The following is a 14,446-nucleotide window of genomic DNA, read 5'->3' as shown; positions in this document are numbered from 1 at the left end:
GCGGCATCGGCGGCGCGCACGGCGGCGTCGACCTGGGCTTCGCTGGCTTCGTTGATCTCCACCAGAACGCGGCCGAGGGCCGGGTTGAACACGGCTTGGGCGGGGCCTTCGCCATCGATCAGCTGGCCGTTGATCAGGAGTTTGGTTTGCATCTCTATGTCCTCTTCAGAACTGTTGTTATGTCTTCTGGAGAAACCGGACCGTGTAGGAGCTGCCGCAGGCTGCGATCTTTTGATCTTGCTGTCTGGCAATTTTGAAAGAGCAAGATCAAAAGATCGCAGCCTGCGGCAGCTCCTACAGAGGTTCGGTTTCGACAGGGATTTATTTATGTGTCTTCAAATAATCGGTCTATTGACCGCCGCACCGGATACATCAGTTGCCTTGATCTGCGGTTTCGAAAACTTCCACGCGTCCCCAGCCGGTGCCGTGCCCTTGTCGTAGGGCTTGCCCAGCAGCATGTAGACAAGACCCGCGCCCATCACCACCAGCGTGGTCAGGATCATTGCGTAGTTGATGTACCAAGGGGCATCCGGCGAGCGGGGCCAGACCATGTTGACGATGGCGCACAGGCCATACACCAGCGCGGCCAGGTTCACCCACAGGCCCCACGCACCGAGGGTAAATTGACCGTTCGGGCGCCAGCCCTTGGCGCGGGCGATCAGGGCAGCGATGACGATCAATTGGAAGGCGACGTAGATGCCGATGGCCGCAAAGCCGACGATGGTCGCCACGGCATCGGCCATGAATATTCCCAGGCAAACAATGGCCGCCGGCACCAGGCCGCTTATCATCAAGGCGAACGATGGCACGTGGTTGCCTGACAGGCGCTTGAGCAGCGAACTGCCAATGATCATTTCGTCGCGGGCGTAGGCGAACAACAGACGGCTGGCCGCCGCTTGCAAGCTCAACACACAGGAGATGAACGACACCATGACCACTGCCATCACCAGGCGCGATCCGACCGGGCCGAAGGCATTGGCCAGGATGGTGGCGACCGGATCGGTGTCTTCGCCAGCGAGCACCTTGGCCATGTCCGGCACTGACAGGATCAGCGCCAGGCACGCGAACATCGCTGCCGCACCACCAATGTAGATGGTCATGCGCATGGCTTTGGGAATGCGCTTGCCAGGGTTCGGGGTTTCTTCGGCGACATCGCCGCAGGCCTCGAACCCGTAGTACTGGAACAGGCCGGCCAGGGACGCCGCGAGGAAGGCCGGCAAATACGAGCCGTTGACCTGCAGGTTGAAGGTGTCGAACAGCACGCTGAAGGGTTGATGACGCTCGAAGATCAGCAGGTAGCCACCGACGAGAATCGCCCCGACCAGCTCACAGAGAAAACCGAACATCGCCACCCGCGCCAGCAGTTTGGTGCCGACCAGGTTCAGCGCGGTCGACAGCAGGATGATGCTCAAGGCGATGTAGATGTTGGCTTCGGGGCCAGGGTTGAAACCCAGCATAATGGCCAGATACGGTCCGGCGCCCACGGCAACCCCGGCGATGGTTGCGCACAAGGCCCAGGCATACACCCAGCCGACCATCCACGCCCAGCGCTTGCCGACCAGCCGACGCGCCCACGGATAGACACCGCCGGAAATCGGAAACTGCGAGACGATTTCACCAAAGATCAAGCACACCAGCAGCTGGCCGGCGCCGATCAGCAGGTAGGACCAGAACATCGGTGGACCGCCAGCGGCCAGGCACAACCCGAACAACGTGTACACGCCGACGACCGGCGACAAATAGGTAAAGCCCAGGGAAAAGTTCTCCCAAAGGCTCATGCTTCGATTGAAATCCGAACTGTAGCCGAGGGCGCGGAGCTGTTCCGCATCCTGATCGGCACTGACGCTTGCACGCGTGTTGGATGAGCCACTCATGTTATTTCCTCATTATCAATGGCAGTGGATTAGTGCTGGCGGGTGATCCCGAGCTTGTTGTTGTTATGCACACACGGACCCTGTAGCAGCTGGCGAAGCCTGCGTTCGACTGCTATGCAGCCGAACGCAGGCTTCGCCAGCTGCTACAGGTTTGTTGTTTACGCCTGCTTTTTGATTTCGCTGTCACGCCCGTCGTCGTACTGCGACAGCCATTCAACAGCCGCATCGCGGTAGCGGCTGAAGCCCTTGTAATCGACCAGTTGCTGGTTCAGGTCCCGCAGGACCCGATGCATGCGCCGCGCCCACGCCGGGTTGGTGGCGATGTCCTCAAGGCTCAGCAGATACGTACGAATCGGAAACACGATGGCGTTGCTGCGCGGCAATCGATGCAGCGGCTGCAACTCGATGCGCAGGTAAACCAGCTTGCCGGCATTTTCAGCGGTCACGATGGTGCGGTCCGGTGCCCACTCCGGCAGGCTTTCGGCCGAGACTTCAAGGCGCGGATTGACCGTCAGCGACCAGTTCAGGCGACGCACCGGGTGCCCGGTACGCAAGCGCAGCAGAAATTTGAGCGCGCGATCGAGCATGCCGATTTCCTTCACCAGCGGCACCGGTCCGTGGAACTCTTCCCAACTCATGCCCAGGTTGAAACGCAGGGAGTAATCGGCGCGTTGGGTGGCGATTCCCGCGCCCCAGTAGAGCGTGCCGTCGCGCTCTTCCTGCAGCACCCAATCCCCCTGAGCCTGGCGCGTTACGTATTCCATCGGCTCATAGGGCAGGGTGGCCGGATCGCCAAAGGTGAAACGATCGTCGATGTCCAGCAGGCGGTTGATCCAGTGCCACTGACGACCTTCGCGCGCCAGGCTGAAGTACTGCGGGTAGTCGCGGGCGTACGACTCCATGATCAATTCGAGCAAGTCCCATTGCGCCTCCATCATGTGGGGCGCCGAGACGTAATGCATGCCCGGGTCTTTTTCCAGGGTGATCGCGCGGTCCTTGCACTCGCTGATGTAATGCTCGTCGATATCGAATGCGGCCCTGAACGCACCGTCACCTACCGGGACATGCGGCTCCAGGTTCATCGAGTACATGTAGTCGTCATCGGGGAACGGGAAGGGTGCGCGGGCGATGGTCTCCGGGCTGTTGGCGAAGGTGTAGTCGTCGCGGTAGGTTTCGTCGGGATTGAATTTTATGTTCATTGTTTTTTTCTCCGTCGATCAGAGGTCGATGACCAGGCGATTGCACTTGGCGCGGGATACGCAGGGCATGATTTTCTTGCGGCTGGTTTTGTCTTCATCGGACAGCCAGTCATCGCTGTGCAGCAGCTCGCCATCGAGCTCGAGCACCTCGGTTTCGCAATGACCACAGGCGCCGCCGCGACACAGGTAGGGCATGGTGTAGCCGGCAGCTTCCACCGCTTCGAGCATGGTCTGGTCGGGCGAGACTTCGATGGTTGCGCCGCTGCGGCCCAGGGTGAAACTGAAGGCTTCACCGCCGCTGCTTTGTTCGAGAAAGCGCTCGAAGTGCACATGGCTGTCGGTCCAGCCCAGATCCCTGGCGCACACCAGCGTGGCGTCGATCATGCTGTCCGGACCGCACACATAAACGTGGCTGCCCAGCGGGCGGTCAGCCAGGACCCGGCCGATCTCCATACGCGCATCGACACCCTTGCGGTACAGATGAACCTGGGCGCCATAAGTGGCCTGCAACTCCTTGCCGAGTTGCGCATGTTCTTCACCGCGCACGGCGTAATGCAGCTCGAAAGGCACCTTGCTCAGGCGTAACTCTTCGAGCTGGGAAATCACCGGCGTTATACCGACGCCGCCGGCAATGAAAATGTGCAGCCGCGCCTGCTTGATCAGCGGGAACAGGTTGACCGGTGGCGTGACCTCGATCAGGTCCCCTTCACTGACATCGTCGTGCATCGATACCGACCCGCCACGGCCGCTGTCCACCCGGCGCACGGCGATCTGATAACTGCTGGTGTCGTAAGGCGAACTCAGCAGCGAGTAAGGATTGCGCAGTGTGTTGTGCGGGTTGGAAATCAGCACCACCACGTGGCTGCCGCCGGAGAAGGCCGGCAAGTGCGCACCGGTTGGCGACACCAGGGTGAAGCGTTTGATTTGCGGCGTCACCGCTTCGATGCGGGCAACCCGCAGGTTCAACGTCCCATTGTTCTGGCTCATGTATCGAGCTCCTCGGCTTCGGGCAATTCACCCGGGACTTCGGCATCGGCCTTGACCGCCTGAAAGGCCGCCAGGCGCCGGGAATAGTGATCGCGCACCACCAGCGTGACGCCGCAACCGGGGCAGTCGTAAACGCGTTGGGTGACGTTTTCGGTGTAGGTGTCGCAGTGCACGCACCAGACCCGGCGCACCAGTGTCCCGGAGTGCTCGCGCAAGACTTCGTCGCGGTTGAGGTCGAAATGCGTGGCCACTTGCATGGCGCTGCCCAGAAAACTTTCCGAGCCGGCGAGGTACAGGCGGGTACCCATGCGCGCATCGCCGAGCAAACTTTTGAGCTCGTCGATCAGCGCCTGATTGGTCGCGTGCAGGTGAAGGGGGTGTTGTGGGTGCTGCTGCAATTGGGCAAGGAAATCCTGGCCGGAAAAAGACTCCTGGGAGTACAGCAAGGTGATAGGGCTGTTCTGCCCGTTCATGTCAGCCAACAGGCGCAACATGGCGCGACCGCCGCTGCCTTGCCCGGCAATGATGTGCCGGATACCTCCTGGCAGCGGTTGCAACCGGTCATAGACGGGTCGGCTTTTGATCCCGGTAATCAACATTTTTATTATTCCTCCTGGCTACCGGCTCGGCTTCAGGAAGCCGGCTCTGATGCAATGCCCAACATTAGTGGGTTGCAGGTAGCAGGAGCACAGGTCGTGCCAATTGTTTAAGTTGTTGTAATTGATGGGTTTAATTGTTTTTCGGGAGTGGGGCGCAGGCAAAAGTAACTTGATATGTATGCGTTTTTGCAGCGTTTGTACGCAGCTCCTACACAGCTTCCACAGGGAAGGCGTTACTCGTCGCGCTGGAGCTTGCGGATCAACGTGCCGATGTCGATCCCCAGGTGCTGCGCAGCTTTGCGCTTGCTGCCACACAAATGCACCGCTTTGAGAATGATCTGCCGTTCAAATTGCTGCACCTGAAGCTTCAGATTCTGCTCCGGGTCATCCTGCGAAATATCGTCCGTGACCCGCGTTTTCAATGGTTCCTGCACAGTTCCCGTTTCCAGCAATTCGGCAGGCAGGTGATGCTCTTGCGCTTCATCGTCGGCGAGGACCGCCAGGCGTTCGAAAATGTTTACCAGTTCACGGATATTGCCGGGGTAGTCATAGCTCATCAGCCGCTTGCGGCAGCCGGCAGACAAGCTCAACGACGGCTCGCGATCGCCATTGATGCGGCTGAGCAAGATGTCGATGAGAAAGGGCAGGTCGTCCCGGTGCTGGCGCAGTGGCGGGATTTCTACCGGCAGGACGGCCAGGCGATAGTAGAGATCGGCGCGAAATTCGCCGACGCTCACAAGATGACGCAGGTCCTTGTTAGTGGCCGCTATCACCTGTACCTGAACGGTTTTGCTCAGGGGCGAGCCGACTGACTGAATGGTGCTGTCTTCAAGAAACTTCAACAGCTTGGCCTGGACATGCAGCGGAATTTCACCGATCTCGTCGAGGAACAACGTCCCGCCCGCAGCGGCCTCGATGTAGCCTTGCTTGCCGCCCGCCAGTGCGCCAGTGAAGGCGCCGCGTTCATAGCCGAACATCTCCGACTCGAACAGGCTTTCCGGGATGCTCCCGCAATTGACGTGGATGAACGGCCGATCACCCCAGCCGGCCGCGCGGTGGATATGCCGCGCGATGGCGGTTTTGCCGACACCCGGCTCACCGAGCAACAGCAACCGTGCGCGACGCCGAAAGGCCCGCACACCTGTATCGGCAATGCTGGATAACTGCGGTGAAAGATGCAGCGCGTTGTCCTGTGGATCACGCAGGCCCTGGGGTTCCACGGGGCGGGCACCCAGCGATGCGCGACGTTGCGGTTGGCTGCCGTCGAAGTCTTTCTGGGTCAGCATCCTGAACGGTTTTTCATACGCCCCGGTTGGAATGGCGTGGGTGCTGCTGAGCAGCACGCGGCCTTCCCGGGAACGGGTCAGGGCATTGTTGCCGCCACGATTCAGCGCGGCCTGCAAGTCGTCGTAGTTCAACGCCGAACGCTGGAAGAATTCACTTTCGGACAGCCCGATGGCTTGCTGTTTCGAAAGGCGATTGACCCGCTCGGCGGCCAGGTTGAGAAAACGCACGCGGCCCTCGCCATCCGTCACGATCAGCGCTTCGCTGAAGCTGTCGAGCAGGGCATGCAGCGCCGGGGTTTCCAGCAGCGCCGCGAGCACTTCACTGCTGACGTTGACCGAAGAGCGCATGCCCATCTGCAACGTAGGCGGCAGGTTGGAATCTTTCATGGGTGCAGCTCTTGGGCGTGCAGCACACCTTGTCGTTCACGAAACACCGCGACGCGCCAGGCCACGCCTTCACGAATCTGAATGCGCGAACAGTGCACGTCGAAGTCCGGCTCGCGGCCACTCAGGTCGGGCAGCGGCAAGCGGTGCCAGGTGCGCTCGGGCAGGGCATTGTCCAGCAGGAGGCGAGCGATGCCGGCGCCATTGGTAATGCCGAAGGTCTCTTCAAACGCTGCGTTGCGCCATTGCGGTTGCAGGTGCTCATCAATCACCAGCACGGCGTCCGGTACAGCGTCGAAGACCCTTCGCAAGGCGTCGATACGCTGCTCGGCGTCGTGTTGCATGCGCAGTTCCTGACTGACGTCGCGGATGCTGCCCCACATGCGTAACAGGTGCCCGTTGACGATGGTGGCCCGAACATCGTTCTCGACATAAGCGGGTGAACCATCGTGGCGGCGGTCCACGGACAGCGCGCAGTCGACGCTGAAACCGGCTTCGATCAGGCGTCGCACGAACTCTTCGTTGGCCGGGCTGCGTGGCCAGTAAAGGCGAACCGGTTGCTGGTTGAAATCAACGTCGGACGGCATCTCGTAGACATCGGCCATTGCCCGGTTGCACAAACGCCAGTGCGAGTCGTTTTCGAAGACCTGGCGAACGATTTCATCCGGCGAGTTGTTGATGTCCACCGCCTCGGCAAACTCAATGCACCAGTAAGCGACTTTGGCGCTTTGCAGCATCTGGCTCATCACTTCGTTGGCGTTGTGCATTTCCCGCACGCGATGGCCCAGCGCACCGAGGGCAATGTTCAGCAAATGCAGGCGCGCCGGTTGAACCGAACGCCATTCCAGCAGGCCGCTGGCGATCACGTGCAGCAATCCGCCGTTGTGACGAATGAGGGTCAGTTCCAGGCTGTGGACCTGCTCGTCGGCGGGTGGATTGGCAATCAGCAACCGCAAAGCCCGTACAGACTCGACGCTGTAGAAGCGTTCGATCGGCTGGCTCAATGATTCTTCAGGCGCATAGCCCAATTGATCGCTCAAGCTCTCGGACAGGCTGACGAGTAACCCGTCAGCACTCAGGGTGCTGGTAAGCGGCGGGGCCTTCTGGGCCAGGAAATCAAGAGTATCCATCGGTCAATCGGCTCTGGTTGGCTCGGGGGGACCTGACTGTGAATGCTCAGGTGATCAATACAGGGCACATCCCATGCCATGCGCGGCACATTGCACACCACATCCCTGTGAGCGCTTGCGAACTTGTGGCGAGGGGATTCATCCCCGTTGGGTCGCGCAGCGGCCCCAAAACCTTTGCGACTGCTGCGCAGCCGAACGGGGATGAATCCCCTCGCCACAACAGCTTCGTGCTTCGGCAGCTGCTACAGGGATGCCGAAGGGTTTGAATGCTGTGATTTTGCAGGTGATGTGCATTTTTGCAGCGCTCGCATCGAGCTTAATGCGTTTTCAGAGGGCAATGAATCTATCCGATCAATGACCATCCTCTTCGCGGCGGGTAAACTGCGCCTCTTTTCAAGGAGTTCATATGAGTTACTACCAGCCGGGCATTCTCGCCACCCCCGTTCCACTTCAAGCCCGTCATATGTTCTTCGCGCTGGAGTCCGTCGATGCACTGCCGGCAGCGCTCGACAAGCTCATGCAACTGGTGGACGGCAAGTCGGCCGTGGTCGGTTTTGGTGAATCCCTGGTGAAAGCGCTGCACTGTCAGATTGATGGTTTGCGTCCGTTTCCGGCAATGACCGGCGTCGGCGTCGACAACCCGTCGACCCAGCACGCGCTCTGGTGCTGGTTGCACGGTATTGACCGGGGCGAATTGCTCAATCGCAGTCAGGCCATCGAAACGGCGCTGGCGCCGGCGTTTCGCCTGGTGCAGATGAACGAAACCTTCCGCCATCTCACCGGCCACGACCTCACCGGTTACGAGGACGGGACGGAAAACCCTCACGATGAAGCCGCCGTGGCGGCTGCATTGCTGGGTGAAGGTGCCGAAGGCCTGGTGGGTGGCAGTTTTGCTGCGATCCAGCAGTGGCAGCACGACCTGAAGGGCTTTCGTGCGTTGCCGTCCCATGAAACCGACAACATCATGGGCCGTCGCCTGAGCGACAACGAAGAGCTCGACGATGCGCCGATTTCGGCCCACGTCAAACGCACGGCGCAGGAAAGCTTCGCCCCGGAAGCGTTCGTTGTCCGTCGTTCGATGCCGTGGATCGAAGGTGATCGTGCCGGTCTGATGTTCCTGGCATTCGGCTTTTCCCTCGACGCGTTCGAAGCCCAGCTGCGCCGCATGAGCGGTCTGGAAGACGGGATCACCGACGGTTTGTATCGCATCAGTCGCCCGATCACGGGGGGGTACTACTGGTGCCCGCCGCTCAAGGATGGACATCTGGACCTGCGCGCATTGCGCATCGGCTGATATCAGGAGTGACAATGAACGTGGTGCGCTGGGGCATGATCGGTTGTGGCGACGTTACTGAACGCAAGAGCGGGCCGGCCTTTTACAAGGCACCTGGCTCGGCGTTGGTGGCAGTGATGGGGCGGCGCCTGGACGCGGTGAGCGATTACGCCGCGCGCCATGGCATCGCACGGGTTTACACCGACGCCGACGCGTTGATCAACGACCCTGAAGTCGACGCGGTGTACATCGCCACGCCACCCGACAGTCATCAGGCTTACGCCCTGAAGGTGGCCGCCGCCGGCAAGCATTGCTGCGTCGAGAAACCCATGTCGCTGAGTGCCGGGCAAAGCCAGAAGATGCACCAGGTCTTCGTTGATGCCGGACTGCACCTGTTCGTGTCCTACTATCGGCGTTCTCTGCCGCGTTTTCAGCAAGTGCGCCAATGGCTGGAAGAGGGGCGGATCGGTGAGGTTCGGCACCTCACCTGGACACTGACCAAAGCCCCGTCCGCAACGGACAGCGAAGGCGCTGCCAACTGGCGCACCGATCCGGCAATCGCCGGTGGTGGCTACTTCGCCGACCTCGCCAGCCATGGTCTGGACCTGTTCCAGTACCTGCTCGGCGATATCGTCGACGTTGCCGGGTTCACCGCTCGCCAAGCCGGTTTGTATGCGGCCGAAGATGCCGTCAGCGCCTGTTGGCGGTTTGCCAGCGGCGCGACGGGCATGGGTTGCTGGAACTTCGTCGCCGACCGTCGTGAAGACCGGGTAGAGCTGATCGGCAGCCGAGGCCGAATCAGCTTTTCGGTGTTCGACGAACACCCGGTGCAGCTCGAGGCCGAAGAACACCTGAGTGTGCACATCGACCATCACCCGCACATCCAGTGGCATCACGTGCTGGGCATGAATGCTCATATTCGCGGTGAGTCGCAGCACCCTGCGGTGGCCGAGGAGGCATTGAAAACCGACTGGGTGATGGACCGTATTCTCGGCAGAATCTGAACCTTCGGCCCTATCTCGTATGGGAGCAAGGCTTGCTCGCGATGGCGGACTGAAAGCCGACAGGTTTCTTCCAGATACCCCCGGATCAAACTGTGGGAGCTGGCTTGCCGGCGATTGCGGTCTGATTGGCGGTGAGATTGTTGCTGGTGTACATATCCGTTTCTGCGGTCATGGCCGCTATTGGTTTCGCCCTTACGGCGAGTCACTTGGAAAAGCGCCAAGTAACCAACCGCTCTTGCCCCTTTCGTCCGGTGCCTCGCCTGGGCTCGGCCTTCCCAAGGGGCAAGAAGATCAAGATCAAGATCAACAGCAACAACGAGGCGGCCTTCGAGCCGACCTGACGCTTCAGGCCTGCGCATTTCCCTGTAGGAGTGAGCCTGCTCGCGATAGCACACTGGCATTCAACATCAATGTCGACTTTTCCACCGCTTCGCGAGCAGGCTCACTCCTACAGGGGATCAAAAGGATTTGCTGACACTCGCCACCACCGTCGCGCCGCACACATCGTCGAATCCCCAGTTGCTGGTGCACTGGCTCTTCGACAGGTCGGTATCGATGTAGCTCAACCCCAGCATCGCCCCGGCCAGTTCGTGGGTCAGTTTGACCTCCCATTCACGGTACGAGTCCTCGGCTTCACCCGAGCTTGAGTACAGATGCGGGTCCTTGAAATCCATGTCGCCGTAGCGCAGCTTCAGTCCCACGCCATAGGGCAGTTCGGTCTCGTAACCGACATAGCTGTAGAGCGAGTTCTGCTTGCTGTCGATCCCAGGCGCATCGTCGGAATAATAGGCGCCTAGCTTCACCCCATAGACGCTGAGAATGCCGTAGACCTCGCTCTGATTGAACTGGCTTTCTTTCGGGTAGGTATATTTCAGGTAACCGAGGTCTAGGTTGACGTCCTCGGTGGCCTCCCAAAACCAACCGCCGTAGTAATCGACTTCCTGCCGGGTTTTCAGGCCGCCGCCGAAGTCGACGTTTGAGCTCCAAGCCCCCACGTACAGGCCGCTGCTGTGGTTCAGGGTGGCAGCCGCCTGCAGGGCCGGATCGTTCTGGGTCTGCGAGATGCCGCGGGTGCGGTAGTCGCTGGCCAGGGTCACGTCCAGCACCACGGCGAAGTCATCGTTCAATGGGATGGCCTGGCTGCTCAAGGGCAGCAGACTCAAGGAACCTAGGGCGAACAAGGTGAAAGCTTTCATGGGGGCACGTTCCGCTATTGTGATTGTTTTGGGCAGATGTCGGGCAAGGCTGCGCCGGGCCTCGTGTGGACAACACGAGGTCGGGCAGTAAAGGGGTTGCGGTTTTTATTAGAGGGTTGGGGCGTAGACCTGGCGGCCGGCGAACCAGGTCTGCAGCACCTGGGTGTCGTTCAGGGCTTTTTCGTCGACCTTGAACACATCGCGGTCCACCACGATGAAGTCAGCCTGTTTGCCAATGCTCAGGGAGCCGATCTGTTTGTCCAGGCCGATGGTGCGGGCGGCGTTGATGGTGTAGGCGTAGAACATGGTCTCGCGGTCGATGCGCTCATCGGCGTTGAGCACCCCCAGTGGACCGATTCGGGTCATCGCCTGGGCCATGGCGTTCCACGGGTTGGGCGTGGACACCGCCCAGTCACTGGCCCCGGCGATGGTCGCGCCCTGTTTGAGCAGCGAGTGCGCGGGGTACTGGTAGCGGAACGCCTGGGCGCTGACGTAAGGCTTGATCATTTCGGTGGTGTAATCGTCGGCGCTGGCCCAGAGCAACTGCATCGAGGCGATGACGTTGAGTGGTTTGAACCTGGCGAACTCGGTCGGGTTGACCATCTGCAGGTGGGTAATGGAGTGCGTCACACCGCTTTGGCGGTCTTTGCGCGCCTGCTCGATACCATTGAGCGATTCACGCACCGCGCGGTCGCCAATGGCGTGAATGTGCACCAGCCAGCCGCGCTGATCGATGGCACTGACCAGCTCACCGAAATGCTTGGGATCGATCAGCAATTCGCCCGGTTTGTGCGAGTTGGTGTAGGGATCGATCATCGCTGCGCTTTGCGCCGGGTACTCGATCACGCCGTCGGCGAAGATCTTCACCCCGGGCAGCGTCAGGTTGGGAATGCCCTGAAATTGCTGGCGGACCTTGTCCAGTGTATCGAGGTCGGCGGGAACGCTTTTGCCATTCGCCACCAGCAGCGCTGCGACGTGGGCGGTCATGCCACCGCTTTCCGACAGCGCCTTGTACACCGGCAGCACGCCGACGGTTTTCTCCGTGGGTTTGAGGGCGAATATCGGCTCCCCGGGCGCGGCGTTGGCGGCGGGGTCCATCCACGCTGTGATGCCGAGGCTGTTGTTATAACTCACGGCCGTTTGGGCCGCTTTGAGCATGGCGGCAGCACTCGGCGTCGGCATCTTCGAGGCCACCCGGTCCCAACCGGCGTCGACGAGGAAGCCGCTCGGACGGCCGTCTTCAAGTTTGCCAATGGTGTCGCGTTCAGCTTCCGGCAATGACGTGAGCAGCGCGGCATCGATGCCGGCGCGCTTGAGCATCACGTCGTTGGCCCAGGCCGTGTGGTGGTCGCTGCCGACAAACACCACGGGGACGCTGGCCCATTCGCCACTGTTGAATTTTTTGCCCAGAGCTTCGGACTGCGCCCAGTAACCCGAGCTCATGCCGGCTATGACCAGTACATCTTCATGCTTCGCCGTGCCGTCTTCACGCCAGGTCCGCAGGCGTTTTTCCAGCTCGTCGAGCTCGACTATCTCATCCGCCATGTTGGCCGAGACCATCTCGAGACCGCCGAAAATCGCGTGGGAATGGCTGTCGATCAGTCCGGGCATCAGGGTCTTGCCGCCCAGATCGATGACTTGGGTGCCAGGCTCGATCAGGGCCTTGATCTGCGCATCGCTGCCGACTTTCAGCACTTTGCCGTCCTGTACCGCCAGCGCTTGAGCCTTGGGCTGGTTGTGGTCGGCAGTGAAAATCTTGCCGTTGAACAGCACTAGATCAGTCGCTGCCATGGCTTCCAACGAGGCAAAACTCACTGCCACTACCAATAGATTCGGGATGAATCTTTTCATTGAATGTTTCCTTGTTATTGCGTCTGATGGCGAGATTAGTGGCTTGCCGCGCTCGGCAGAACGCCTCGCTCACGAAAAACGTTTTTGCCTGAATGGAAAAAGAATGGACAAGTTGGGTGCACTGAAAATGTTCGTGGTCACGGCGCAACTGGGCAGTTTCAGTCGTGCCGCCGAGCAACTGGGCAAGACCCCGTCGGCCTTGACCAAGGCGGTCAACCACCTGGAGGCCGAACTCGGGGCCCGTCTGTTCGAACGCAGCACCCGGCGGATTTCGCTGACGGAATCGGGCCGGCTTTACCTGGACACCGCGCGCCAGGTCTTGCAGCGTCTGGACGAGGCCGGCGAAGAAATCGAGCAGTTACAGCATGGCCTGCGCGGCAGCCTGAAAGTCACCGCGCCGCTGGCGTATGGGCAGGCGTTTCTCGATCAGGTGTGTGGTGGTTTTCTCGAGCAATACCCGCAAATCAACCTGCAAGTGGACTTGTGTGACGAGTTCGTCAATTTGCTGGAGAGCGGTTACGACCTGGCCTTGCGCGAAGGTCATGACAACTTGCCGGGGCTGATCGCGCGCGTGGTCGGCAGCAATCGCCTGGCGCTGTGTGCCAGCCCGCAATACCTGGCGCGCAAGGGTGTGCCGGTCACCCCGCAAACCCTCGATGACCACGATTGGCTGCTGTACAGCCACCCTTTGCTCAGCCGTGAATTCTGGTGGGTCGAGCGCGACGGTCAGCGCCTGAGCCTGCCGCAGCCCCAGGCACCGCGCTTGCGCAGTGACAATTACGACTTGCTGCTGGCCAATGCCCTGGCCGGGCGTGGTCTGCTGCACACGCCACTGTGGAGCGCCGCGCCGTATCTGGCCGAGGGTCGACTGGTGCGCCTGATGGCCGACTACGCCATCGACCCTGACAGCTTTGGCCCGCACATTCTGGCGGTGTACCCGAGTCACCGCCGGGCCACGGCCAAAGTGCTGGCGTTCATCGATTACATCACCGGGTTTCTGGCGTCCCGTGGTTTGGATGACAATGCTCACCCCCTGTAGGAGCTGAGCTTGCTCGCGATGACGGCCTGATAGCCGACAGGTTTCTTCCAGATGTCTCCGGATCAAACTGGTCTGACCCCAAATTGTGGGAGCTGGCTTGCCAGCGATGGCGGCCTGATCGGCGGTGTGATCTTGCTGGGGTACATATCCGTTTCTGTGGTTACGGCTTCTATTGGTTTCGCCCTTACGGCGAGTCACTTGGAAAAGCGCCAAGTAACCAAACGCTCTTGCCCCTTTCGTCCGGTGCCTCGCTGGGGCTCGGCATACCCTCACTCCGGTCCTGCTCCGTTGGCCCGCCGCGATCGGCCATCCATGGCCGTGCGCGGCTAACCCGGCATCCATGCCGGGTTGCCCACTGCGCAGAACCTGCGCTCGGCCTGCCGGGGGGGGGCAAGAAGATCAAAAGCAGATCAAAAACAAAGCGAGGCGGCCTGACAGCCGACCTGACTTTCGAAGCGCACGCGTTCACCTGTGGGAGCCGAGCTTGCTCGCGATGACGGCCTGACAGTCGCGCATTTCTGGCGGGTGTTCCCATATCAACTGTGGGAGCTGGCTTGCCAGCGATGACGGTCTGACAGCCAACCCATATCTCATTGATCCACCCGGATCAAACTGTAGGAGCGA

At 60.5% G+C, this 14,446-nt stretch carries 12 protein-coding genes and 1 pseudogene; 4 read left to right on the top strand and 9 right to left on the bottom strand.

The window, feature by feature from the left end; all coding sequences use genetic code 11:
- From GBC55_RS28395 to GBC55_RS28365, 7 genes and pseudogenes are all read right to left on the bottom strand, one after another.
- Positions 1-152: pseudogene (locus GBC55_RS28395) on the bottom strand (gamma-aminobutyraldehyde dehydrogenase); the annotation flags it as partial.
- Positions 153-335: 183 nt separating this feature from the next.
- The gene (locus GBC55_RS28390) at positions 336-1,874 is read right to left on the bottom strand and encodes an amino acid permease (RefSeq protein WP_162440914.1); all 1,539 of its coding nucleotides are present in this window, start codon (positions 1,872-1,874) and stop codon (positions 336-338) included.
- A gap of 158 nt (positions 1,875-2,032) precedes the next feature.
- The gene (locus GBC55_RS28385; protein ID WP_162440915.1) at positions 2,033-3,073 is read right to left on the bottom strand and encodes a DUF3445 domain-containing protein; all 1,041 of its coding nucleotides are present in this window, start codon (positions 3,071-3,073) and stop codon (positions 2,033-2,035) included.
- Positions 3,074-3,091: 18 nt separating this feature from the next.
- Positions 3,092-4,060: a PDR/VanB family oxidoreductase gene (locus GBC55_RS28380; RefSeq protein ID WP_162440916.1), complete on the bottom strand. Its 969-nt coding sequence runs from the start codon at positions 4,058-4,060 to the stop codon at positions 3,092-3,094.
- Complete coding sequence (locus GBC55_RS28375; protein WP_162440917.1) at positions 4,057-4,659, bottom strand: dimethylamine monooxygenase subunit DmmA family protein; 603 nt, start codon at positions 4,657-4,659, stop codon at positions 4,057-4,059. Before GBC55_RS28375 ends, GBC55_RS28380 begins: the two co-directional genes overlap by 4 nt.
- A 233-nt stretch (positions 4,660-4,892) precedes the next feature.
- Positions 4,893-6,332, bottom strand: a complete 1,440-nt coding sequence (locus GBC55_RS28370) for a sigma 54-interacting transcriptional regulator (RefSeq protein ID WP_162440918.1) — start codon at positions 6,330-6,332, stop codon at positions 4,893-4,895.
- On the bottom strand, positions 6,329-7,459 hold the full coding sequence (locus GBC55_RS28365; protein WP_162440919.1) for a PAS domain-containing protein: 1,131 nt from the start codon (positions 7,457-7,459) through the stop codon (positions 6,329-6,331). Before GBC55_RS28365 ends, GBC55_RS28370 begins: the two co-directional genes overlap by 4 nt.
- A gap of 406 nt (positions 7,460-7,865) precedes the next feature.
- On the opposite strand from GBC55_RS28365, the gene GBC55_RS28360 reads away from it, so the two are divergent.
- The 3 genes from GBC55_RS28360 to GBC55_RS29855 all read left to right on the top strand — a co-directional run bounded on the left by GBC55_RS28360 (position 7,866) and on the right by GBC55_RS29855 (position 10,077).
- Positions 7,866-8,753, top strand: coding sequence for a Dyp-type peroxidase (locus tag GBC55_RS28360; RefSeq protein WP_162440920.1), 888 nt, complete (start codon positions 7,866-7,868; stop codon positions 8,751-8,753).
- Positions 8,754-8,767: 14 nt separating this feature from the next.
- Positions 8,768-9,736, top strand: a complete 969-nt coding sequence (locus tag GBC55_RS28355) for a Gfo/Idh/MocA family oxidoreductase (RefSeq protein ID WP_162440921.1) — start codon at positions 8,768-8,770, stop codon at positions 9,734-9,736.
- Between the two features lie 206 nt (positions 9,737-9,942).
- A complete protein-coding gene (locus tag GBC55_RS29855; protein WP_281508191.1) occupies positions 9,943-10,077 on the top strand; it encodes a hypothetical protein in 135 nt (44 codons plus the stop codon).
- A 117-nt stretch (positions 10,078-10,194) separates the two neighbouring features.
- Here the strand turns inward: GBC55_RS29855 and GBC55_RS28350 are convergent, their stop codons facing one another.
- The gene (locus GBC55_RS28350; protein WP_162440922.1) at positions 10,195-10,932 is read right to left on the bottom strand and encodes a TorF family putative porin; all 738 of its coding nucleotides are present in this window, start codon (positions 10,930-10,932) and stop codon (positions 10,195-10,197) included.
- A gap of 108 nt (positions 10,933-11,040) precedes the next feature.
- Complete coding sequence (locus GBC55_RS28345) at positions 11,041-12,783, bottom strand: amidohydrolase (protein ID WP_162440923.1); 1,743 nt, start codon at positions 12,781-12,783, stop codon at positions 11,041-11,043.
- A 103-nt stretch (positions 12,784-12,886) separates the two neighbouring features.
- Here GBC55_RS28345 and GBC55_RS28340 point away from each other — a divergent pair, with 103 nt between their 5' ends.
- Complete coding sequence (locus tag GBC55_RS28340; protein ID WP_162440924.1) at positions 12,887-13,822, top strand: LysR family transcriptional regulator; 936 nt, start codon at positions 12,887-12,889, stop codon at positions 13,820-13,822.
- Positions 13,823-14,446: the final 624 nt, after the last annotated feature.

Origin of the sequence: Pseudomonas sp. TNT3 (assembly GCF_010095445.2) — a bacterium.
Lineage (GTDB): Bacteria > Pseudomonadota > Gammaproteobacteria > Pseudomonadales > Pseudomonadaceae > Aquipseudomonas.
Note: the sequence above shows the minus strand (reverse complement) of the source record. Positions and strands in the feature narration are given on the sequence as shown.